At 44.2% G+C, this 22,127-nt stretch carries 20 protein-coding genes; 12 read left to right on the top strand and 8 right to left on the bottom strand.

Annotated features, from left to right (window positions below):
• Positions 1 to 97: 97 nt before the first annotated feature.
• The 4 genes from pheT to rpmI all read right to left on the bottom strand — a co-directional run bounded on the left by pheT (position 98) and on the right by rpmI (position 4,754).
• Positions 98 to 2,509 (bottom strand): phenylalanine--tRNA ligase subunit beta, encoded by a 2,412-nt coding sequence (pheT, locus tag ACHEVO_RS12000; RefSeq protein ID WP_394125072.1) that lies wholly within the window; start codon positions 2,507 to 2,509, stop codon positions 98 to 100.
• Between the two features lie 188 nt (positions 2,510 to 2,697).
• The gene (pheS, locus tag ACHEVO_RS11995) at positions 2,698 to 3,753 is read right to left on the bottom strand and encodes a phenylalanine--tRNA ligase subunit alpha (protein WP_201608011.1); all 1,056 of its coding nucleotides are present in this window, start codon (positions 3,751 to 3,753) and stop codon (positions 2,698 to 2,700) included.
• Between the two features lie 327 nt (positions 3,754 to 4,080).
• Complete coding sequence (gene rplT / locus ACHEVO_RS11990) at positions 4,081 to 4,437, bottom strand: 50S ribosomal protein L20 (RefSeq protein WP_011281252.1); 357 nt, start codon at positions 4,435 to 4,437, stop codon at positions 4,081 to 4,083.
• A 119-nt stretch (positions 4,438 to 4,556) separates the two neighbouring features.
• Positions 4,557 to 4,754, bottom strand: coding sequence for a 50S ribosomal protein L35 (gene rpmI, locus ACHEVO_RS11985; RefSeq protein ID WP_057761939.1), 198 nt, complete (start codon positions 4,752 to 4,754; stop codon positions 4,557 to 4,559).
• Between the two features lie 435 nt (positions 4,755 to 5,189).
• Between rpmI and ACHEVO_RS11980 the strand changes: the two genes are divergently transcribed.
• From ACHEVO_RS11980 to ACHEVO_RS11950, 7 genes are all read left to right on the top strand, one after another.
• Positions 5,190 to 5,633, top strand: a complete 444-nt coding sequence (locus tag ACHEVO_RS11980; RefSeq protein WP_102093896.1) for an acyl-CoA thioesterase — start codon at positions 5,190 to 5,192, stop codon at positions 5,631 to 5,633.
• 188 nt (positions 5,634 to 5,821) lie between these two features.
• Positions 5,822 to 6,679, top strand: coding sequence for a phosphoribosyl-AMP cyclohydrolase (hisI, locus tag ACHEVO_RS11975; RefSeq protein WP_394125071.1), 858 nt, complete (start codon positions 5,822 to 5,824; stop codon positions 6,677 to 6,679).
• A 192-nt stretch (positions 6,680 to 6,871) separates the two neighbouring features.
• Positions 6,872 to 7,111 carry a Sec-independent protein translocase subunit TatA gene (gene tatA, locus ACHEVO_RS11970; protein WP_057761945.1) on the top strand — a complete coding sequence of 80 codons (240 nt, stop codon included), beginning with the start codon at positions 6,872 to 6,874 and terminating at the stop codon, positions 7,109 to 7,111.
• Positions 7,112 to 7,137: 26 nt separating this feature from the next.
• Positions 7,138 to 7,848 carry a Sec-independent protein translocase protein TatB gene (gene tatB / locus ACHEVO_RS11965; RefSeq protein ID WP_394125070.1) on the top strand — a complete coding sequence of 237 codons (711 nt, stop codon included), beginning with the start codon at positions 7,138 to 7,140 and terminating at the stop codon, positions 7,846 to 7,848.
• Positions 7,848 to 8,765, top strand: a complete 918-nt coding sequence (gene tatC, locus ACHEVO_RS11960; protein ID WP_394125069.1) for a twin-arginine translocase subunit TatC — start codon at positions 7,848 to 7,850, stop codon at positions 8,763 to 8,765. The genes tatB and tatC overlap by 1 nt, the downstream gene beginning before the upstream one ends.
• Positions 8,766 to 8,978: 213 nt before the next feature.
• The gene (locus tag ACHEVO_RS11955; RefSeq protein WP_057761950.1) at positions 8,979 to 10,478 is read left to right on the top strand and encodes a UvrD-helicase domain-containing protein; all 1,500 of its coding nucleotides are present in this window, start codon (positions 8,979 to 8,981) and stop codon (positions 10,476 to 10,478) included.
• Between the two features lie 73 nt (positions 10,479 to 10,551).
• Positions 10,552 to 11,586: a tRNA dihydrouridine synthase gene (locus ACHEVO_RS11950; RefSeq protein WP_394125068.1), complete on the top strand. Its 1,035-nt coding sequence runs from the start codon at positions 10,552 to 10,554 to the stop codon at positions 11,584 to 11,586.
• Between the two features lie 216 nt (positions 11,587 to 11,802).
• Here the strand turns inward: ACHEVO_RS11950 and ACHEVO_RS11945 are convergent, their stop codons facing one another.
• Positions 11,803 to 12,231, bottom strand: coding sequence for an MAPEG family protein (locus ACHEVO_RS11945; RefSeq protein ID WP_394125067.1), 429 nt, complete (start codon positions 12,229 to 12,231; stop codon positions 11,803 to 11,805).
• 11 nt (positions 12,232 to 12,242) lie between these two features.
• The gene (locus ACHEVO_RS11940) at positions 12,243 to 12,656 is read right to left on the bottom strand and encodes an OsmC family protein (protein WP_201549050.1); all 414 of its coding nucleotides are present in this window, start codon (positions 12,654 to 12,656) and stop codon (positions 12,243 to 12,245) included.
• A gap of 475 nt (positions 12,657 to 13,131) precedes the next feature.
• On the opposite strand from ACHEVO_RS11940, the gene ACHEVO_RS11935 reads away from it, so the two are divergent.
• Positions 13,132 to 13,650: an RNA pyrophosphohydrolase gene (locus ACHEVO_RS11935; RefSeq protein ID WP_057761956.1), complete on the top strand. Its 519-nt coding sequence runs from the start codon at positions 13,132 to 13,134 to the stop codon at positions 13,648 to 13,650.
• Between the two features lie 97 nt (positions 13,651 to 13,747).
• Here the strand turns inward: ACHEVO_RS11935 and ACHEVO_RS11930 are convergent, their stop codons facing one another.
• Both ACHEVO_RS11930 and ACHEVO_RS11925 read right to left on the bottom strand, forming a co-directional pair.
• Positions 13,748 to 14,569, bottom strand: a complete 822-nt coding sequence (locus ACHEVO_RS11930) for an NRDE family protein (RefSeq protein ID WP_394125066.1) — start codon at positions 14,567 to 14,569, stop codon at positions 13,748 to 13,750.
• Between the two features lie 108 nt (positions 14,570 to 14,677).
• Positions 14,678 to 16,330 (bottom strand): DUF4139 domain-containing protein, encoded by a 1,653-nt coding sequence (locus tag ACHEVO_RS11925; RefSeq protein WP_394125065.1) that lies wholly within the window; start codon positions 16,328 to 16,330, stop codon positions 14,678 to 14,680.
• A gap of 412 nt (positions 16,331 to 16,742) precedes the next feature.
• Here ACHEVO_RS11925 and urtA point away from each other — a divergent pair, with 412 nt between their 5' ends.
• The 4 genes from urtA (at position 16,743) to urtD (ending at position 22,085) form a co-directional block, all read left to right on the top strand.
• Positions 16,743 to 18,095, top strand: coding sequence for an urea ABC transporter substrate-binding protein (urtA, locus tag ACHEVO_RS11920; RefSeq protein ID WP_201549056.1), 1,353 nt, complete (start codon positions 16,743 to 16,745; stop codon positions 18,093 to 18,095).
• 366 nt (positions 18,096 to 18,461) lie between these two features.
• Positions 18,462 to 20,150: an urea ABC transporter permease subunit UrtB gene (gene urtB, locus ACHEVO_RS11915; RefSeq protein ID WP_394125097.1), complete on the top strand. Its 1,689-nt coding sequence runs from the start codon at positions 18,462 to 18,464 to the stop codon at positions 20,148 to 20,150.
• Between the two features lie 10 nt (positions 20,151 to 20,160).
• The gene (gene urtC, locus ACHEVO_RS11910; RefSeq protein WP_394125064.1) at positions 20,161 to 21,231 is read left to right on the top strand and encodes an urea ABC transporter permease subunit UrtC; all 1,071 of its coding nucleotides are present in this window, start codon (positions 20,161 to 20,163) and stop codon (positions 21,229 to 21,231) included.
• Between the two features lie 44 nt (positions 21,232 to 21,275).
• Complete coding sequence (urtD, locus tag ACHEVO_RS11905; RefSeq protein WP_394125096.1) at positions 21,276 to 22,085, top strand: urea ABC transporter ATP-binding protein UrtD; 810 nt, start codon at positions 21,276 to 21,278, stop codon at positions 22,083 to 22,085.
• The last annotated feature ends 42 nt before the right edge of the window (positions 22,086 to 22,127 follow it).

The following is a 22,127-nucleotide window of genomic DNA, read 5'->3' as shown; positions in this document are numbered from 1 at the left end:
TTTATTAATAACCACTTAACTTATTCTATGAATAGCAATGCTCCGTAGCCTCATGGTAAAAAGACTACAGAGCATTGGGTATAATACTTACTAAATGTTAGCTGTCGCGCAGCTGTACAGAATGCTGGTCAGTTAGCGCTTGTACCACTTTATCTGTGGCAGTCTTGACGGCTTCGTCAGACAACGTTTGCGTACTATCTTGCCATATCAGTGCAAACGCTAGTGAGCGCTGGCCTGCTGGTACTTTGTCACCTTGATAGACATCAAATAACCAAAGATCAATCAGCATATTACCTGCTGCAGCTCGCACGGTTGTCTCTAGCGTCTGCAAACTGATGTCACTGTCTACCAAGATAGCAATATCGCGGCGTACTTGTGGGAACTTGCTTGGTGTCGTGATAGCATGCTGCTCACGTGCAATCGTCAATAGCGGTGCCAGTGACAATTGAGCGACCCAGATAGTCGGCAGATCTAATTGCTTAGCAGTATTTGGGTGCAACTGACCCAACCAACCAACATATATATCATCGATATATAACTCAGCGCTTTGTCCTGGATGCAGGAAGCTTAGCGTACTACGCTCGTAGCGGATACGTGCGCTATCGATTTGAGCTGGTAATAGCTGCTCAATATCATGCTTTAGGTCATAAAAATCTAAGGCGCGGTTTTGATAAGCTTGCTCGCTCCATATATCACCAACTGCGACTAAAGCAATGCTTGGGGTCTGTACTAATTCGCTGATGCTCTGGCCGACAAAGCTAAGCCCTGTTTCAAAAAAACGTACACGTGGCTGCTGACGATTCAAGTTATATTGCACGCAAGGCAGTAGGCTCGATAGCAAAGTACGACGCATGACGGCCAAATCACTAGAGATAGGGTTTGCCAGTGCCAATACCTCCCCTAGCGCTTCGTCATCAAGCAATGCTTCTAGTTTTGCATCACTAAAGCTAAAGCTAATCGCTTCCATATAGCCGTTGTCGACTAATGATAGCTTCATCTCATGCGTCAAATCTGCAGTATCATCATAATCCATACTGACTTGCAAATGTGGCAGGACGCTTGGAATATTGTCGTAGCCATAGATACGAGCAATCTCTTCGATTAAGTCTTCTTTGATACTCATATCAAAACGATAAGATGGTGGCTTACAAATCAGTGAATCGCTCTGCTGCTCTACGTCAAAACCCAGTTGGGTCAAGATACGTACCATCTCAGATGGCTCAATATCAATCCCAATGACATCACGAACTTTCGCGATTGGCAGTGTAATCGGTGCGCGTGCTGGCAAATGCTCAAGGTTTTCGGCCGTGACTATTTGACCTGCTTCCCCGCCAGTAATACTGGTGATTAAATCACAAGCTCGTGCCAACGCCAATGCTGGCAATTCAAAGTCGACGCCGCGCTCAAAACGCTGTGATGCGTCCGTATGTAGCCCAAAACGGCGTGCGCGCGCAGCGATAGCGAGCTGATTAAAGAAAGCACTTTCTACAACGATATTGGTAGTGCTATCAGTGACACTGCTACGCTGACCACCCATAATACCAGCCAGTGCCAAGGCACCTTTATCATCAGCAATCACAAGCTCATCACCCGTCAAGGTAACGGTTTGCTCATTCAGCAAAGTAATGGTTTCATCAGGCTGTGCCAAACGTACAACGATATCACCTTCGATCGTGTCTGCGTCAAACGCATGTAACGGTTGACCCAATTCCATCAATACATAGTTGGTCACATCGACCAAGAAGTTGTGTGAACGTAGTCCTGACTGTACCAGCGCATCTTGCATCCATTTCGGAGTATCAATGCTACGATCAATATTGCGAATCGATTGCAACAGATAGCGAGGACACGCTTCCTTTGCATCGACTGTCACAGCTGGCGTTGCAGCAGTGCCAGCTGTATTGGCCGAGATTTCTGGCATTTGTACAGGTAAGTCGTTGATGACAGATATTTCACGAGCGATACCACGTACGCTAAAGCAATCGCCACGGTTTGGGGTGATTGAGATATCCAATATTTGATTATCTAGACCTAGATATTCACGGATATCTGTACCAACTGGTGCATCTTCAGGCAGCTCAAGCAAGCCATCCATATCATCGACTAAATCAATTTCAGAAGCGCCGCATAGCATGCCATTTGAGGCCACACCGCGTAGTTTGCTCTTCTTAATCTTAAAGCCCGCTTTACCATCACTGGCGTTATCGCTTGGCAATACCGCACCAACGGTAGCAACCGGTGCTTTCATACCGACGGTCACATTAGGCGCGCCGCAGACAATTTGTAGCGGCTCAGCATCACCGATATTTACTTGAGTGACACGTAATTTATCTGCATCAGGATGCTGCTCAACGCTGATGACTTCACCGACAACCACACCGCTAAAAGCACGGGCAACCGCATAGCGATCATCAATCTCAAGACCTGCCATAGTCAACTGTTCGGCTAACTGTTCGCTAGTATTTGTAGGGTTTACCCACTGACGTAGCCACTGTTCGCTAATTTTCATAAATATCTCGGATCAGAATTTTATAATAAAGATGTTGGAGTAAAGCTTGGCGAATTCACTTGCTATAATCAATCCTATATAAATTAGATACAGTGTCAGGCTCGCTCAGTCTACGATTGGTAGCACTTTCACTCACGTTCCTTGGATCTAAATTATCTTGAACTAACTATATAGGTGTAAAGAAAACTCTAGCCAAATTGCTTTAAGAAGCGCACGTCATTTTGGAAAAACAAGCGCAAGTCATCAATACCGTAATACAGCATCGCAAAGCGCTCGATACCCATACCAAAAGCAAAGCCAGTGTATTTGTCGCTATCGATACCGCAATTGGTTAATACTTGTGGATGCACCATGCCGCAGCCCATCACTTCAAGCCACTTACCATTGTCATCTAAGATATCCACTTCTGCAGACGGCTCAGTGAATGGGAAAAACGACGGACGGAAACGTACGGTCAGCTCTTTGGCAAAAAACGCTTCTAGAAATTCACTGATTAAACCTTTTAGCTCAGCAAAAGTGCTCGACTCGGTGACCATAAGGCCTTCTAGCTGATGGAACATCGGCGAATGAGTTTGGTCTGAGTCGTTACGATAAACACGACCTGGGCAAATGATGCGAATCGGCGGCTCATTTTTTTCCATGGTACGAATCTGAACAGGACTGGTATGCGTACGCAATAGATAATGCGCATCAAAATAAAAGGTATCATGCATCGCGCGCGCAGGATGGTGCGACGGGATATTCAACGCTTCAAAATTATAGTAGTCACTCTCGACTTCAGGACCAGTTGCAACATTGAAACCCGCTTGAATAAAGTACTGCTGCATACGCTGAGTAATCATAGTTACTGGATGCAGATGACCTTTTTGACCTCCGCGAGCAGGCAAAGTAATGTCAATGCTCTCGCTTTCTAGCTTGGCATTGAGCGCGGCGACTTCTAGTTGTTGCTGTTGGTCTGTCAGTGCTTGCTGAATGCGACTACGCACTTGATGCAACCAGCCGCCATAAGTTTTTTTATCATCAGCATCGAGCTTGCCCATCTGCTTTGACCAGCCCGTTAAAGGACTCTTTTTACCAGTCAATTGCACACGCAAATCTTGCAGTGTACGTGCATCAGTTACTTGTAGGATTAGAGCTTCAGCAGCATTTGCAAATTCGGTAAGCTGAGCTTCGTTAAGCTCATTAAGCTCTGAAGACAAGGTCGGTAGCGCCGACAAGTCGTTGGTGGCAGCAGGGTTAGTCATAAGACGCATTATTCCTGATTTGAACGGACTATTAATTGTAGGGATTTGACCAAATATTGCAAACCATTTATCCAGTTATGTTTATATAAAAGATTAATATAAAGGCTGGTTATAAGAATGGCTTGAATATTTAGACGATGACAAGCATATTTCTGCTCGACAAAGTTCAATATAGAGCACGCTTAAAATAATTTAATATAAAAAAAGCCACCGACCAGCGGTAGCTTTTATTAATATCATACTATTAATCAATATTAGTCCTATCCATTTAGACAATTGCTTATAAATAATTATTTAAAAGCATCATACCTAAAGGATGGTTAATATTTAGGCCAATTCCGCTTTTGCTTTTTCGACCAATGCTGTGAAAGTCGCTGCATCATGCATAGCGATGTCTGCTAGAACGCGACGATCGATTGCGATGTTTGCTTTTTTCATGCCATTGATGAAGCGGCTATAGCTTAAGCCGTTTAAGCGTGCACCAGCATTGATACGTGCGATCCAAAGACGACGGAAAGTACGTTTCTTGTTGCGACGGTCACGATAAGCATATTGACCAGCTTTGGTCACTGCTTGTACCGCTACGCGGTAAACACGTGAACGGGCACCGTAGTAGCCTTTTGCGCGCTTTAAGATTTTTTTGTGACGGCGATTTGCCTGTACACCACGTTTTACACGGGCCATAATTTACTCCAAGATTTTTTAATCACTGTTAAGCGAGTGATGATGCCGTTAAATAACAAACATCATTGTCAGATTGCAAAGTCAAATATTTTCAATCAAAGATAGATGACGGTAGGCTATTAAATGTATGGGCACATACGACGAACTGCTGCTTCGTCAGACTTGTGCACCAACTTAAGACCACGCAATTGGCGAATACGCTTAGCTGATTTCTTGGTCAAAATATGGCTTTTGAATGCTTGCTTACGCTTGAAGCCATTCGCTGTTTTTTTGAAGCGTTTAGCTGCGCCGCTTCTGGTTTTCATCTTAACTTTCATGATGATTTGCCTCTTTTTCTGTTTTAGAACCTGGTCGTCAAATAGTCATGCTGAATAATCGTTATATAAATAACCACTAAACCTCTATTTGCCTCGAGGTGGGAGGCGCTATTTTAGCAGATAGTGCCTTGTTTTGCCAAGTAAAGTTTTGGCGAGGTTTTAGTAGACAATATAGACAAGTAATCAGCATCAAATAAGCGATAGCAGCTCTCTTAAAAGCCTTAATAAAACGGCTGATTTTTATTCAAATAGATTGAATGTCAGCCTAAGCTGTGCTTAAGTAGAGACTGAGCTATATCTTCATATAAACATCTTTAAAACCCGCTTATTCACCATGAATATTTACGCTGTAATGTATAGTGATAACGATAACAATGCTACTAACCTACAGCATGATAAATAGAACAATCTTTGGCCATCACTCTAGGAGATAGTGTGTCAAAACAAGAGTTAGTATTCGACGACGACTTGTTTGTTTTTGAGACAGTGATGCGTGTGCGTCATACGGAAGCCGACGCAGGACAGCATATGACGGTCGAATCTCTGACAGCGCTATTGTCCGAAGCACGGCTAAGGTTTCTATACGCTAAAGGTGTCAAAGAAATCAACGCAGACCATCAAGGCTTAATTATCGATAAATTGCAGCTAGATATTGTTAGTCGTATCCGCGTACGAGAAGAGTTGTTATTTGAAGTTGGTGTCGAGCCGATATATGATAACGGCGGTAATATAATCCTAAAGGTCACGCGGATGCACACGGGCGAGATAGTAGCAAAAGCGCGCCAGCATTTTCGAGGTTACGACTTTAACCTCAATAAAGTGACTAAGCTTGATAATACGATCAAAGAAGCGCTGTATCCGCATTTATTTAGACTGTAGAATCGCTTGTCATAAATAGTATGCTGTCATTTAGCACAATTGCATTTTATAGTGCATTTAGTTGACATCATATTGCTAGCTGTCAGCATATTGCAGAGCATTTCAGATAATCTCCCCGCTTTAATCATAAGTAGTATAATTGCTTATCACTCTTTTTCACTTTCTACCTATAAGACGACAAATACATTATGACTTTACCTGCTTGGCTGACTGCCGTAACTTTTAATGATGATGGTTTGATTCCTGCAATTGCTCAAGATCATCAGACAGGTCGTATTTTGATGATGGCGTGGATGAATGCAGAAGCATTACAGCTCACTGCACAAACACAGACAGCGGTTTACTTTTCGCGCTCGCGTGCCAAGCTTTGGCATAAAGGTGAGTCATCAGGTCATACGCAAACTGTGCATGATATTCGTCTAGACTGTGATGCAGATGTGATTGTGCTTAGTGTCACTCAGGCTGGCGGCATTGCTTGCCATACGGGACGTGAATCTTGCTTTTATCAGCGTTTGGATTTATCAGGTCAAACGCCTGAATGGCAAACTGTCGATAAAGTATTGAAAGACCCTGCGGATATTTATCATTCTCATGAATCTACTAGCGACACTCATGAAACGGAAAACACTGGCGCGAATACTGACTCTAATACTATCCAAGCACAATCTGATATTGCTCAAGCACAAGTCGATAGAGCCTCTGTATTACAGCAGCTCGATAGCGTATTAGCAGAGCGCAAACAAGCCGATGCCGACAGCTCTTATGTGGCCAGTCTGTATGCTAAAGGATTAAATAAGATATTAGAAAAAGTCGGTGAAGAGAGTACAGAAAGTATCATCGCTGCCAAAGATTTTGCTAACTGCGATGAGAGTACAGACAAAGCAAGCTATGATGAAGCGCGTCATGAGCTGATCTATGAAGTCGCCGATGTCTGGTTCCATACCTTGGTTGGGCTGGCATGGTTTGATATAGAGTCGGATGCCGTGTTAAACGAGCTAGGCAGACGTTTTGGGTTATCTGGTATCGATGAAAAAGCCGCTAGATAAGCCTAAATAAAAAATAAACGTCTATTTTATTGGATTATTGTTGCTTTCACCTATTTGTAATAAGTGCAGGTTATAATATAGCTCTGTTTTATCTCGCATTATATGTCGATGCTTTTTGTTTGCTAGATAGACCTTTTTGCAAATTAAAAGCAGGCATATAAAGACTGAAAACCAAGTCACAAGGATACCATTATGGGTAGTTTTTCTATTACACATTGGCTGATACTATTGGTCGTTGTCGTTGTCGTGTTTGGCACCTCAAAACTCAGAAATGCTGGTAAAGATTTGGGCGGTGCTGTCAAAGGCTTTAAAGAAGCTGTTAAAGATGAAAATACAGAGCATGCCAAAAAACACGCGGTTCTTGACCACGATGCGACGGCACACACTGAAGAGCGCTCAACCACCAAGGTTGATGATAAGCATAACGTATAGCATCTAAACAGTGACATCGGACCATTATGTTTGATATCGGGTTTTCTGAACTACTTCTCTTCGGCGTTATCGCCCTAATCGTACTGGGCCCAGAAAAACTGCCACAGGCAGCGCGCACGGCTGGGCAATGGTACGCCAAAATTCGCCGTACAGTCTCAACATTGCAGTCTGAAATAGAGGCTGAGCTTGACTTGGCTGAAACGCGTCAGCAAATGCAAAAAGAGCTCGCCAAAATTCGCCAGACCGAAGCTGAAATGAGGCGCGAGATGGCTGAGATGCGCGGTAATATGAAAGCTTTTGAAAGCTCACATAGCCCTGCTTCGATAGATTCTGAAACTGCTACGAATGCTGCAAACAGCAAAGGCGACGAAACTGATGAAAATAACCGCACACAAAAGCAACAGTCAGCCACGCCAAAAGCATTCGACTATGCTTATGCCACTGACGAGCAGCCAGATACAATAGAAAATGGTCAATTATCGAAGCGCGGTCACAGCGGTGACGATGTAGATGATGCAAATGTAGATGATATAAATGTGAGTGACAACGCCAAGGCAGCGCCAGTTGTTCAGACCATCATTACCCGACCGTGGGAAAACATGTGGTTTCGACTTGGCGCTTATGACAAAGCACGTCGGCTCCCAATGCCACCATATGTGCCAAACTATAAAGCTGATGCCCTACTCAACAGTCCTGCCAACATGCAGACTTCTGACCATAAGCAGGAGACTGATTGATGCCATTATTCAAGCGCAAAAAAAGTCGTCAAGAGAAAATCGCTGTTTCTGCCATTACTGACCAAGATGTTATTGATCAAGACTCTATTGACCAAAACACACTTAATCAAGGTGCTGCAGCAACGACCAATACCACTCAAGATAAAAAATCAGAGGATGTTTTAAGCCCTTTGGCTGACATGCCTATTACCGAGCATTTGATTGAGCTGCGTCGGCATTTGATCAAAATATGTGTGGCAGTACTGATAATATTTTTAGGCTTGGTCGGCTATTCGCGCGAGCTATATAACTTGTTGTCTGACCCATTAGTTGCGCAGTTACCTGCCAACTCGACCATGATTGCCACTGATATCACGTCAAACTTTATGGCGCCGATACGTTTAACCGTATTTGTAGCCGCGTTTTTAGCGATGCCCTATATTCTTTATCAAATTTGGTCATTTGTAGCGCCCGGCTTGTACAAGAAAGAAAAGAAAATCGCTATTCCAGTGCTGCTATCTTCTATATTTTTGTTTTATGCTGGTGTGGCTTTTTCTTACTTTATTGTGCTCAAAGGGGTCTTAAAGTTCTTTATCATGTTTGCCCCGCAAAACGTACTACCCATGACGGATATCGACAGCTATCTCAGTTTTGCCTTAAAATTATTTATGGTATTCGGCTTAACGTTTGAGATTCCAGTTGTCACTTTGCTATTGATATTGGCAGGTATTGTCTCCATTCAGAGCTTAGAAGAAAAACGTCGTTATATCATTGTGGGCTGTTTTGCTGTGGCTGCCGTTGTCACGCCGCCAGATGGTGTATCGATGCTCATGCTAGCGATTCCGATGTGGTTGCTGTTTGAGCTTGGTTTGTTTTTGGCGAAGATTTTAATCAAAGAAGAGCCTAGTCCTACTCTCGTATCGACAGACAAAGAATAAAACACTTATCAGTCTAACCTAGACTAAAATAAAGTTATTGATTACATATAGCTATGCGTTAAACTACCATTACACCGTTTTATTCTTGCCTCATTAGTAAGCTGATTGCTTATTATCACGTTTTAGCATCATCATCTATAAGCCATTGTTTACCCAGTGGCTTTTTTTGCCCCTTTTGTTTTTAATCAATTTTTGTATTTAGGTAGCTTTATTATGTCCGCATCTATGCCAGCTTATATGAGCGATCCCACTGACGAGCAGCTGAGCGCGCTGAATATGGCGATGGATCATAAGTCGTTTAAAGTGGTTGCTTATGCGGGCGCCGGTAAGACAACGACGCTCAAGCTAATCGGTGAGCGCTTACGTGGCCGCGGACTGTATCTGGCTTTTAACAAAGCGATTGCCAATGATGCTCGGTCAAAGTTTCCGCCGCATGTAGAGTGCCGTACTTTTCATTCATTAGCTTATCGTCATGTTGCTCGTGATATTACCGCCAAGCTATCTTTGCCGCGCTTTTCACCTAAGCGTCTCGGTGATGATTTAGGACTACAGCCTGTACAAGTACGTCGACAAATGGATGGGGTTAATAAATACATTACGCTGACACCCGCACGATTGTCTCGGTTCGTCAGCGACGCAGTGAGTAATTTTTGCAGCACGCATGCCAGCTATCCTGCACCAAGGCACATACTGTTCCCAAGCTGGCTCGATGACTCAGATGCAGAACAGTTACGCGAGATGCTCTACCCTGCTGTCGAGCAGCGCTGGTTACAGTCGATTGATGCGCGTCACCCTGCTGGTATTGGCCATGATATTTATCTCAAGCTCTGGGCACTATCTAAGCCTAGTATTCCAGCGGACTTTATCTTATTTGACGAGGCGCAAGACGCGGACCCATTGATGATGGGTATCTTGACTCAGCAGTCGAGACAAGTCATCTATGTGGGCGATGCGCATCAGCAGATTTATGAATGGCGCGGCGCGGTCAATGCGATGAAAAAGTTGCCATTGCCGCAGACATTATTGACGCAATCTTTTCGCTTTGGTGAGCCGATTGCAGAAGTGGCCAATACTCTACTAAAAGCACTACAAGAGGACGTACCGCTAAAAGGTAACCCGAATAAGCAGTCTTCTACCGATAAGGGCATGGTACATAGCAAAAAAGATGCTATTTTGTGCCGTACCAATGCTGCTGCCATGTCACAACTGTTGACAGGGCTAAAGCACGGACATCGCGTGGCGCTACAAGCGGATACCGACCGTATGCTCAAATTCTGTCAGGCAGCCGAAAACTTAAAAAATGGTAAATCGGCTTACGGTGTACCTGAGCTGGCGTATTTTTATAACTGGGGTGATGTACAAGAGTACGCCGAAACTAACGAGGGTAGCGATCTCAAAACACTGGTCAAATTGGTCGATGACCACGGTACCAACGTCTTGAGCCAAGCGGTCAATAGTCTCACCAGTATCGAAAATGCTGACTATGTCATCTCTACCGCTCATAAAGCCAAAGGGCTCGAATGGGGAAAAGTGCAGTTAGATGATGACTTTTATTATGATGTGACCACCAATGCAGTCAAGATTAGCCCAGAAGAGTTGCGCCTGCTCTATGTCGCCTGTACTCGCGCGCAAAGCAATTTGGATATTCATAATATTAAAGACCTGATCTCCGGATTGCAGACGGGCAAAAAAGTGATTTTTGGTAATACTTAATTACCCTCCACCTTTGTCAGCCTCAAGTTTTATTCAATCTCTCATAGTGACCCTTTAGCAGTGAATCACCAGCATGAATAATAACCAACAACTTCAAACGCGTCGAAATACTATTAATCAGTTATTTGCAGCTCCCGTGCGTTTGCTCGCGCCTATGGAAGGCTTAACCGATCCATTAATGCGTCAAATCTTAACCCAAATTGCGTCTGACTTAGGCCGTCCTTATGATTGGTCAGTCAGTGAATTTATCCGTATCACTCAGCACGTCTTGCCTGCGCATGTTTTTTATAAATATGTGCCTGAACTACATCATGATGTCAAAACGGCTTCTGGTACGCCCATTCATGTACAGATTTTGGGTAGCGAAGCGCAGCTGATGGCCGAAAACGCCGCGTACGCTTGTGAGCTTGGTGCGCCTGCTATCGATATCAACTTTGGATGTCCAGCAAAAACGGTCAACAGCCATCGCGGTGGTTCTGTATTGTTAGATGAACCTGAAACCATGTATCAAATTATCAGTGCCGTACGCCAAGCCGTTCCCGCCCATATACCAGTATCAGCTAAGATTCGTCTGGGCTATACCGACACTAGCCGAATGGATGATATTCGCGGCGCGATTGCTTCTAGCGGCGCTGATTGGCTCACCATCCATGCACGAACTAAGACCCAAGGCTATAAACCACCTGCCTATTGGGATAAAATTCAGAGTTTTAATGCGCTCGATATTCCAGTCATTGCCAATGGAGAAATTTGGAACTTTGAGCATGCGCAAAACTGTATGACGCAAGCAGGTACACAGCATTTAATGTTAGGTCGCGGCGCAGTAACGCGTCCTGATTTAGTGGCACAGGTTGATAATTGTACTGAAAAAAGTACTGACAGCGGAGAGAATACGGCTACATTGTTATGGCAAGATTTGATTGCCCATCAGATTAAGTTTTTGGAAGGTGAGGCAAAGAACGATGTGGTATTGGTCGGACGCTATAAGCAATGGTTAGGAATGCTTACCAAAGGCTATGTTGAGGCACAAACAGTGTGGGAAAGTCTCAAACGAGAAAAAAATAAAGCGGTGATTATTAGCGCCCTACAAGCAAGCGTACGAGATTAATCACTTGCTTGTATTTGAGCGTTTTGGCGGTTACGGGTATTTTTACTAGGGTGGTCCTCATTTCAAAAATGGAGATAAAAATGAGATAAATTGCCGTCAAACGAGAAAAATAGCGTAGATAATATCGAGATACTAGCAAGCGATTTGACGCTGTTTGGCAAAATTGAGCCATTTTTAATCCGTTTAGATAGCTGTCGTTTGAATTGAGGACATGCCCTAGACGCTGACTCGTATCGCTAAATAAAATAGCATCAGACAACATGCCATTGATAGTACCCAGAGGATAGAGCGGAACATTGCCAAGTTAGTAATATACGCCACACAAAAACCAATTCGTATCATCACATACAGCCAAGCCAATACGTTGATAATCGACTGCGGTACAAAGAAAAGCATCGCTACCAATACTGCTGCCAAGAATACTGGCAAGGTTTCATAACTGTTTTGTTGTGCTGCATTAGCACGTGCTGCCATGCCTGTTGCATTTTGAAAAAATTCGCGAGGATGTGCATTATTTCTGACTCTAAAGCCACCAGATACTTTTGCAACGATTGACACCGCCCATGGCAGTAGGCTTGCTACCACCATGGCTAAAATGGCAGACGCCACTTTATCAGTTACCAACTCAAAAAATGCACTTATCATTATATAAGTCCCTAGCCTGCAACCACTTCGAAATCATGGGTGATATTGACCCCACCTGCTACTAACATACGGCTGGCAGAACAGTATTTTTCTGCTGATAACTGGATGGCTTTTTCGACTTGTTTTTCTTTGACCTCTTGACCAGTGACAATGAAATGCATATGAATATCGGTATAGACCGCTGGTACGGTCTCAGCGCGCTGGGCGGTTAGCTCACAACGTACATCTGTCACTGCTTGGCGTGATTTCTGCAAAATCTCTACGACATCATAACTGGCACACCCACCTAGTCCTAGCAAAATGAGCTCCATTGGGCTTGAGCCTTTTTCTTTATCAGCATCGATTTGTACATTATGTCCTGATGGTGACACACCCATAAAGGCTTTGTTCTCTTGCCATATTACGCTTGCTTTTGATTCTGACATTGTAGATGTTCCTTATTTTAAATGGCGTATTGCCTATTATTATTGTGTGAATGATATATTGCCCAGCTAGTGTAGCATAAGCCAAAGCAAGATTTTATAGGCTCATTGTTTTGCTGCTAACTCACCAGTGAAATCTGTACTTTTATCACTTTATACATATCAAAATAGTGGAGTTCGATAGTTTACTAAATAATCGTATGTTCATACGCCTATTACTACTCTTCAACACTTACCTAAAAATGCTATATAAAAACCTACAAAAGTTTGCTTATAAATAGTTGATTTTAAAAGGTAAAACTCGTGAAACATTTTATAGCAAAATACTGTTACACATTTTGCTTGTTTCTTGGTTTAATAACGGTAATGAATCTTGTTTTGAGCGAATATCGATAACAATCACCTTATAATAATTACGATTGCTGTCACGGTTTCAAGTCAAAACAAGCTATTTTTAGACAAATTAAAAGGTTTAGTCATGATAGATGCAGACGGCTTTCGCGCCAACGTCGGCATCATCTTGGCAAATACACAAGGGCAGGTTCTGTGGGCAAAACGTATTGGTCACAACGCTTGGCAATTTCCGCAGGGTGGTATCGACCGCGGGGAGACGCCGATGGATGCAATGTATCGCGAGCTCTGGGAAGAGGTCGGATTACATCCGCGTCATGTAGACTTATTGGCAGTCACGCAAGACTGGTTGCGCTATCGTTTGCCAAAACGTTATGTACGTCATGGTCAGCATCCCTTATGTATTGGGCAAAAACAAAAATGGTTTTTGCTACGCTTAGATGAGCCAAACACTCAACATATCCGCTTTGATGAAGGGAAACCTGAATTTGACCATTGGCAATGGGTCAGCTACTGGTATCCACTCGGACAAGTGATTCACTTTAAACGAGGCGTTTATCGTCGTGCCTTACAAGAGTTGGTACGCGAACTCCCCCTAAAGCAAGAGCTGATCATTCCTGAGCAAAATAATCATTTGCTTATGTAATGAGTCACTCAATAGTACAATGCAAAACACCCACGATAGTAGCTAGAATGTTAGCAATTACCGTGGGTGTTTTTTTATTATCTACTAACAGTCATTGTTAGTGACTATCAAATTCTCGGCTAATAATGTCAGCCGTGTAGTTTGCTCCCGTATCTCTCTCTTTGCGCAACGTTAAGATGCTTTGAGTGCGGGTACCATAAGTAGGTTTGCTAGTTTCAGTATCGCCAAAAGCGACGGGTTCAATATAAACAGACGATAACATCTGCTCTACTTCAAATGCCACACCAGTAACAGGCAGTTTGTCTTCTGGTGCTTTGGTACTATCTGACAAGACATTAAAAGCCGCCGCTTGCCAGTACGCAGGTGAGCTATCCTCGGCAATCAATGGCAGCACTTCTTGACGTAGTCGCCCGCGCAACCGCTCTGTCTTAAACCAACTGTCCTCTGGTTGACCATTAGAGATAACATGTAAACCTGAATACAATGGCGTGGGTGCATGACCACGATTATTGACGATCACAGCTTGCGCAGCGTCGCCAATGATCAGATTAAAACCCGCATAATCCTGCAAATCAATCTGCCGTGCAAAATCCATCGGACTTAGAGTTCCTGTTAAAAACTCAGTGACCAACGCACCACGTGAGCGCTCATCACTGCTTGCCTGTACCCCATCACGGAAATTTAATACCGCAGCCCAACGACCATTTTGTTCATAATACTCTGGATTCTGCGCTGGTGACGCTTGCTGATGAATGCCTAACCACGTGCCGCCGCTTTGCTTATCACGTCCAGCATAAATAGGTTGATCAGACCACTGGTGGAGCGGCTCAGTTGGGCGCTGCAAAAATTCATCACGGTTAGACAGTAGGACCAGCGGTAGCTCATCAAATAATTGCCAAGCAATAGCGACAATACACATAGCTTTCCTTTTATAATAATTTTCGTTATGCGGGTAATTTTTAATAAAGGCAAAAATATTATTTCAAACTTTACCTATTGATAAGGTAGCCTTTATAGATATTAATTATTAATTGCCAGTTAGCAATTTATTGGCAGGATAATTAATTTGGGAAGTTGAACGTATTACTTGTGATTGCTTACTTGGTAAGTCAAACTCCCACGCCACCATACTTTGATTGTCATTCCAATCTCGCTCAGTCACAGGCGGCGTATGCGTCACCGCAACCTTTAAACTATCGTCACGACTGATAGGCTCACTGCCCAGTACTTGTAAGCGTACGCTACGATTGTGCTGGTTGGTAAACTGATATGCTTTGGTGGTCGTCAGTGTTTGCATACGGTTTAGCACACCTTTCTCACCTTGCTTATCTTCATTGGTCAGCTCTTTTACGAGCATATTTGAGTCACGACCAAATCCAATCCCCTGCTCTTTTAGCACTTGATAATTATAACGCGACTGACCTACATAATTGTCATCACGGTACAACTGTAGCGAACCATCGACCCAGTCCGGTGTCAAAAACGGCGCTGATGCATACCAGTAGGCAGCAGTCTCAACACTTGGCGTACTACGAATCCAGAGCTTACTATTACCTGCCTGCTCCCCAATCACTGTACGTACCCGTCTCCCATCACTCGGAATACTGACCAACTGCGGTAAACGATACTCGATGATGCCATTCTTGTTTTGGCTACTGACCGTAAAATTCGGTAGCGGTGCCATCGGTACGCCTGCTCCTTTGTTATAAGCAGGCTCTTCCATCATAACAGGGGACGCATCCATCATAGGTAGCTCGCGTCTTACTCGGGCATCTTCGCTCTCTTCATACAATGACAGACGCTGCACATATGGCAGTTGCCCTGTCGTACTTTGATTGGGATTCACGGTGCTGAGTGTCAGTGGTACGTTTGTCCAGTTCTCGCCAGTTTGCTGAGCAATAATCGCAGAGGCTGTAATACTTAATTGGTCACTGTTTGTGTTTAGACGAGCTTGATACGCAGGTTCCCAACCTGCACCTTGCACTTGATAATGCAACTTAATACTACTCGGCGAGCGGCTTGCCGTACGTACACTCACCCGTGTCACCTTGTTAAAGGTCGATGTCGCGCTGCCTGCCATCAGTTGGTTCAATGCGTCTTGGGCACGCGCTTGTCGCTGTTGAATCTCTAAAATTCTTTGGTTAATACTGGTCGCTTGAGTTTCTATATCGCGGGCATTATTGGCAATCGTACTATCTGTATTGACTTGCGTGGCTTTGGTCAGATTTTGCAAGTAGGCTTTTGCTAACCGTGCCGCTTCTAATTCAGCATTGATATTGGCTAGGGTATTTTGTTGTGTCTGTACTTTGGCGTCACCTTGATATTGGCACTGGGCTGCCTGCTCACTTGTCAACTCTTCAATACTAACTTCCCCAACGTTGACACTGCCTGTCGCCTGTACGCTTAGGCTTTCTTTATCCATATAAGGTGACAGGCACGAAAACACCACCGTTTGCTCACCGCTACCTGTGACTGGCAATGCGCGCGTCACGCTCGCTAGCCCTTGATAAATAGTCACTTGCTCAACACTACTGGTGGCCGCTTGTGCCGAAGACAATCCCAAAATGGCACTACTACTAAGTACAAATGGAAGAATAGCAAATCTAGTTATTTGATTAAGCGGCGGTAATACGCTGCCATGGCCTGTTGAGACAGATGACTCTATTAATTGTGCGTTCATATATCATTCCTTAGCAGTAAAATCCCTCACGGCAGCCATGCATTGGCTCAACGCGCAAAATAGTAACTATCTTAGAGATATTACCGTAGCCGTTTTACAGGTCTTTGGCAATAAATGCTTTTGGCAGACAGCATTTTTAGTAAAAAGCGCCTTTACCGATAAATCTCTTCATGTGGCAGCTATTAAGTTTCAACAATTTGGTTTTTAACATTGCACCATTTTTTTGTTCATCTCCCCTTTATGGTGCAATTTATTAACCATCCTGCACTAAATTAATGAATATATTAATCAGAACTTAATTATTGCTCAATTATTACTCGATTATTGGCTTTTTTAACTTGGCACGGAACTTGAACTCTTAATAGGTGTTCAGGAACATTATTTTACCTTTTGTATTTATTAGGAGATGTCCATGTTTTCGTTACCAATTTTAGCCAACACTCAAGTAGTAGACCCTCAATCACACGGAAAAATCAAATCACGTTTTTCGTTACTAGCGGTAGCCGTCGTTGGCAGTTTAAGTCTTATTGGTTGTCAAAAACCTGCTGAAACTGCAGCTTCAACAGAGACAACCGCTGAAACTAGCACAGAAACGACCACCGAGCCTGCTGCTGATGGCGACACTATCAAAGTCGGCATTCTACATTCGCTGTCTGGCACCATGGCCATCTCTGAAACCTCTCTAAAAGATACCGCGTTGATGACGATTGATGAAATCAATGCCAATGGCGGCGTGCTTGGTAAGCAACTAGAGCCAGTCGTCGTCGATCCTGCTTCTGATTGGCCATTATTCGCTGAAAAAGCACGTCAGCTACTCACTCAAGACAAAGTAGATGTTATCTTTGGCGGTTGGACATCGGTATCACGCAAATCCGTATTACCTGTAGTTGAAGAGTTAAACGGATTGATGTTCTATCCAGTACAGTACGAAGGACAAGAGCAATCAGAAAACATCTTTTACACTGGTGCGGCACCAAATCAGCAAGCTATTCCGGCAGTAGAGTACTTGATGAGCGAAGAAGGTGGCGGCGCAGAGCGCTTTGTGTTGTTAGGTACTGATTACGTCTATCCACGCACCACCAACCAGATTTTAAAGGCATTTTTGAAATCAAAAGGCGTGGCTGATGCAGACATCATGGAAGAATACACCCCATTCGGTTTCAGCAATTATCAAACCATCGTATCTAACGTCAAAAAGTTCTCAACGGGCAAAAAGACCGCGGTTATCTCGACCATCAATGGCGACTCAAACGTTCCGTTCTATCGTGAACTAGCGAACCAAGGTATCAAAGCGTCAGATATTCCGGTCATGGCATTCTCAGTCGGTGAAGAAGAGCTACGCGGTATCGATACCAGTCTGCTACAAGGGCATTTGGCGGCGTGGAACTACTTTATGTCGATCAAAAACCCAACCAACAGTGCCTTCACCAAACGCTATAAGCAGTATGCATTGGACCAAAAACTACCAAATGCTGAAAAAGTCGTGACCAATGATCCAATGGAAGCTACTTATGTCGGTATCAATATGTGGAAGCAAGCTGTCGAAAAAGCCGGTACGACTGATGTCGATAAAGTACGTATTAGCATGGCGGGACAAACGTTCGACGCACCTTCTGGCTACACGCTAAAAATGGATGAAGAAAACCATCACCTATGGAAGCCTGTCATGATTGGTCAAATCCGTGCCGACGGACAGTTTGATACGATTTTCAAAACGCCAGAAGTCATCCAAGCCCAGCCATGGAGCGAGTACATTCCTAAATAACCTGCCCTAAAAATAAAATGATACTGAAAATCACATGGATAGTAACTGAATAGTAGGCGGATGGATAAACGACACTGATAACAGTCCTAACGCCTACTTTTCACATTTATTTTCAACACTTATTCTTAACCTTTAAATAACACCAAACTTTATCAACTCTTCTATCGCTTAATCCGTTAAGTAGTAGTGGCTAAGGGTTTGTTGTCTGTGAAAAACAGGGAGCCGCACATGCAGCACCATACTTTACGCCCGTTTGTAGGGCAAACATCGTCCAAAAATGGAAATAACCCACAAGCATCAGCCAGTGAAGTCATGCAGCATGCGGCTCGTTTTTCAATTTATGCGCCTCTGCGATTACTTGCATTGATGGCATTATGCATAACAACATTCACCACCACGGCGTATGCGGATCATAATGGTCAGGTACATGACCACGATACGGATATCGCTCATAGTGAGCAATCCTTGGTCACACCTGTCAACGTAGCCACTTCCACTCAAGCTAGCACCTCAAGTATTTCAACAGCAACTACAAACTCAGATGATGCCATTCAACAATTTGTGGCAGGTGATTTTAGTAAACGCCAAGCCATGCTAAGTGATTGGCCAGGATCCGTTGAGAGTTTAGATAGTTTGGTTGAATTTATTGCCAATGATGAGCTATATCAAGGCAACGGTGGGCAAACGTATCTACTGAATAAAGATGACCAGCTGTTTACTTATCCTGATAAAAAAGAGACTGATGATTGGCCAAGTGATTTATCACAAATCACCCTGACCAATGCCCTACGTTCAGCGCTCATCTTTGGTCAAGCTAAGGTGAAACTAGCATCTGACAAGCCCGCACAGCGCCTACAAGCTGTAGAGATTTTGGCCGATAATATTGACCAAGTAGATCCATCTATTATCACCTCTGCTGCAGCAAATGAGGACAGCGCTAAAGTCAAAAAGGCACTAATTGCTCTACAGGCGCGTATTGATTTCAAAAACGGCGACCTGCCCACTCAGATTGCAGCGGTCAATCTACTTGCAGATAGTGATAACCCACAAGTTTTGGTCGATATTGAATCTGCCCTCGCTGCGGATAACTTAGATGCCTCGCTCAAAGCTGCACTTATCGATGCTGAATCTAGCGTGTCACGCCGTATCGAGATCAGCACATGGACGGGACATATCTTTACTGGTATGAGTACCGCCAGCATTTTACTGCTAGCGGCACTTGGTCTCGCCATTACTTTTGGTTTGCTCGGCGTCATCAATATGGCGCATGGTGAGCTAATCATGATTGGCGCGTATACCACTTATATGGTTCAAAATTTCTTTCAAGCTTATATACCGAATATGGCAGGTTGGTATTTGCTTGCTGCTATTCCGGCTGCTTTTTTAGTTAGTGCCATCATCGGTATGATTATTGAGCGCATTGTCATTCGCCCACTATATGGTCGTGAGCTAGAAACCTTACTGGCGACCTTTGGCGTCAGTCTGATTCTGATGCAATTGGTACGGATGATTTTTGGTGCGCAGAACGTTGAAGTCAGTAACGTGGCATGGCTCAGCGGTGCCTATCAGGTGTCATCAAGCCTCGTACTGCCTTACAACCGTATTGCCATTATTGGTTTTACCGTCATCGTCGTGGCACTCTTGGTGTACTTACTCAACAAAACCCGCTTTGGATTGTTTATACGAGCTGTCACCCAAAACCGTCAAATGGCACGTGCTGTCGGTATCCCCTCTGCACGTATTGATATGATGGCATTTGGGTTGGGCTCTGGACTGGCTGGTATGGCTGGCTGCGCCCTTGCCCAAGTCGGCAACGTCGGTCCTGATCTGGGTCAAACTTATATCATTGATACGTTTTTGGTCGTCGTCGTTGGCGGTGTCGGACAAGTATGGGGCGCAGTATTGGCTGCCTTAGGACTTGGTGTGAGCGGTACGGTACTTGAGATTGGTATCGGTGCAGTATTGGCAAAGATTGTGTTGTTGGTTCTTGTGATTCTGTTTATTCAGAAACGGCCACAAGGTTTATTTGCACTCAAAGGCCGCTTTGTCGAATAAGGAGACTTCTATGATACTGACCAAATTACTGTCTGATACGCCGCGTAGTGCTGTTTTAATTGGCTTGTGTTTTGCTGTACTACTGATACTGCCTTGGCTACATCTTATGCCCGAGACTTCAGCCTTTCACCTTTCAGCCTACTGGATTACCCTGATTGGCAAAATCATGGCGCTAGCTATGGTGGCTTTGGCATTAGATCTTGTCTGGGGCTATGCCGGTATTTTGAGCTTGGGACATGGTTTGTATTTTGCTTTGGGTGGTTATGCGTTTGGCATGTATCTAACACGTGAGACAGCAGGCGATGCGCTTCCTGATTTTATGCGTTTCTTGAGCTGGACCGAAATGCCATGGTACTGGGCTGGCACGCAGCATTTTTGGTGGGCAGTCGCACTGGTTGTATTAGTGCCTGGCTTGGTTGCTTTTCTCTTTGGTTTCTTTGCCTTTCGCTCAAAAATTAAAGGGGTGTACTTTTCTATCATCACCCAAGCCATGGTCTATGCAGCAGCCTTGCTATTCTTCCGTAATGAGACAGGCTTCGGCGGTAACAACGGTTTTACTGGTTTTACCACCTTACTCGGCTATGACATTACCGCTGCCTCTACTCGTTCAATGCTGTGCTTTGTCACGGCCGTAGCATTATTAGTCTCTTATATGGGTTTGCGTCATTTAATGAACCAACCTTATGGGCGAGTACTTGGTGCGATTCGTGACAGCGAAAACCGCTTGCAGTATTTGGGCTACCGTACGTTGTGGTACAAGCTATCCGCTTGGGTATTATCCGCTGTCATCGCTGGTATCGCTGGTGCGCTATACGTGCCGCAAGTCGGCATTATCAATCCGAGTGAGATGAACCCAGTGAACTCAATTGAGATAGCTGTCTGGGTAGCGACTGGTGGTAGAGGAAGCTTAATTGGCGCGATCTTAGGTACTGGTGTAGTGAACGCGGTAAAAACCTACTTCACGGTCGCCTACCCTGAGTTTTGGCTATTAATATTAGGCGGGCTATTCGTCGTCATGACGTTGTTTTTACCCAATGGCATTATGGGCTTGTTCGATCGATTCAAAAAGGAGAAACAATAATGCTAAACGATAAGTCCTTATCAACTGAACAATCGACCAAAGCGCTGTCTGAATATGATCATACTGATGGACGTGACGGTCTCAGTCACCCCAAAAAATCAGGCGTCGACTTTAGCCATGGTATTGCTCTGTATTTAGAAGATGTGAGCGTTTGGTTTGATTCGTTTCGCGCACTCAACAACCTGTCGCTCTATATCGAAGAAGGCGAGCTACGCTGTATTATCGGCCCCAACGGCGCGGGTAAAACCACATTAATGGATGTCATTACAGGTAAAACCCGCCCTACGGAAGGCAGCGTGTTTTTTGGTCAGACTCATAACCTTGCCAGCTTATCTACCGAACAAATCGCTGAAGCAGGTATCGGCCGTAAGTTTCAAAAACCTACTGTCTTTGAAAATTTTACGGTGATGGATAATCTGTTACTTGCCGCACCAAAAGACAAACGTGTGGTCAAAAGCTTATTTAACAAACTCGATGCCGATACTCGCGATACCCTCGACGCTACCCTACAGCAAATCCGCCTGACCGATAAGATCAACAAGCCCGCTGGATTGCTTTCACATGGGCAGAAACAGTGGTTAGAGATTGGCATGCTACTGATGCAAAGCCCCAAGCTGATTTTGCTTGATGAGCCAGTGGCAGGTATGACCGATGCAGAAACTGAGCATACCGCCGAGCTGTGTCTACGGCTTAAAAAGAACCATACATTAGTAGTAGTCGAACATGATATGACCTTTATCGATGCCATCAGTGAAAAAGTCACGGTATTGGCACAAGGGGCGATTTTGGCCGAAGGTACGTTAGCTGAAGTGCAAGCCAATGAGGCAGTGATTGAGTCCTACTTAGGTCGATAGCCGAACGAATCATCTAGACGAGCCAAACGAATATTCCCTTTA

This window comes from Psychrobacter nivimaris (assembly GCF_043419765.1).
Classification (GTDB): Bacteria; Pseudomonadota; Gammaproteobacteria; order Pseudomonadales; family Moraxellaceae; genus Psychrobacter.
Note: the sequence above shows the minus strand (reverse complement) of the source record. Positions and strands in the feature narration are given on the sequence as shown.

Bases quoted from the DNA above. Each gene is read 5' to 3' on its own strand.
- pheT (WP_394125072.1), bottom strand. From the start codon at position 2,509: ATGAAAATTAGCGAACAGTGGCTACGTCAGTGGGTAAACCCTACAAAT.
- pheS (WP_201608011.1), bottom strand. From the start codon at position 3,753: ATGACTAACCCTGCTGCCACCAACGACTTGTCGGCGCTACCGACCTTG.
- rplT (WP_011281252.1), bottom strand. From the start codon at position 4,437: ATGGCCCGTGTAAAACGTGGTGTACAGGCAAATCGCCGTCACAAAAAA.
- rpmI (WP_057761939.1), bottom strand. From the start codon at position 4,754: ATGAAAGTTAAGATGAAAACCAGAAGCGGCGCAGCTAAACGCTTCAAA.
- hisI (WP_394125071.1), top strand. From the start codon at position 5,822: ATGACTTTACCTGCTTGGCTGACTGCCGTAACTTTTAATGATGATGGT.
- tatA (WP_057761945.1), top strand. From the start codon at position 6,872: ATGGGTAGTTTTTCTATTACACATTGGCTGATACTATTGGTCGTTGTC.
- tatB (WP_394125070.1), top strand. From the start codon at position 7,138: ATGTTTGATATCGGGTTTTCTGAACTACTTCTCTTCGGCGTTATCGCC.
- tatC (WP_394125069.1), top strand. From the start codon at position 7,848: ATGCCATTATTCAAGCGCAAAAAAAGTCGTCAAGAGAAAATCGCTGTT.
- ACHEVO_RS11955 (WP_057761950.1), top strand. From the start codon at position 8,979: ATGTCCGCATCTATGCCAGCTTATATGAGCGATCCCACTGACGAGCAG.
- ACHEVO_RS11950 (WP_394125068.1), top strand. From the start codon at position 10,552: ATGAATAATAACCAACAACTTCAAACGCGTCGAAATACTATTAATCAG.
- ACHEVO_RS11945 (WP_394125067.1), bottom strand. From the start codon at position 12,231: ATGATAAGTGCATTTTTTGAGTTGGTAACTGATAAAGTGGCGTCTGCC.
- ACHEVO_RS11940 (WP_201549050.1), bottom strand. From the start codon at position 12,656: ATGTCAGAATCAAAAGCAAGCGTAATATGGCAAGAGAACAAAGCCTTT.
- ACHEVO_RS11935 (WP_057761956.1), top strand. From the start codon at position 13,132: ATGATAGATGCAGACGGCTTTCGCGCCAACGTCGGCATCATCTTGGCA.
- ACHEVO_RS11930 (WP_394125066.1), bottom strand. From the start codon at position 14,569: ATGTGTATTGTCGCTATTGCTTGGCAATTATTTGATGAGCTACCGCTG.
- ACHEVO_RS11925 (WP_394125065.1), bottom strand. From the start codon at position 16,330: ATGAACGCACAATTAATAGAGTCATCTGTCTCAACAGGCCATGGCAGC.
- urtA (WP_201549056.1), top strand. From the start codon at position 16,743: ATGTTTTCGTTACCAATTTTAGCCAACACTCAAGTAGTAGACCCTCAA.
- urtB (WP_394125097.1), top strand. From the start codon at position 18,462: ATGGCATTATGCATAACAACATTCACCACCACGGCGTATGCGGATCAT.
- urtC (WP_394125064.1), top strand. From the start codon at position 20,161: ATGATACTGACCAAATTACTGTCTGATACGCCGCGTAGTGCTGTTTTA.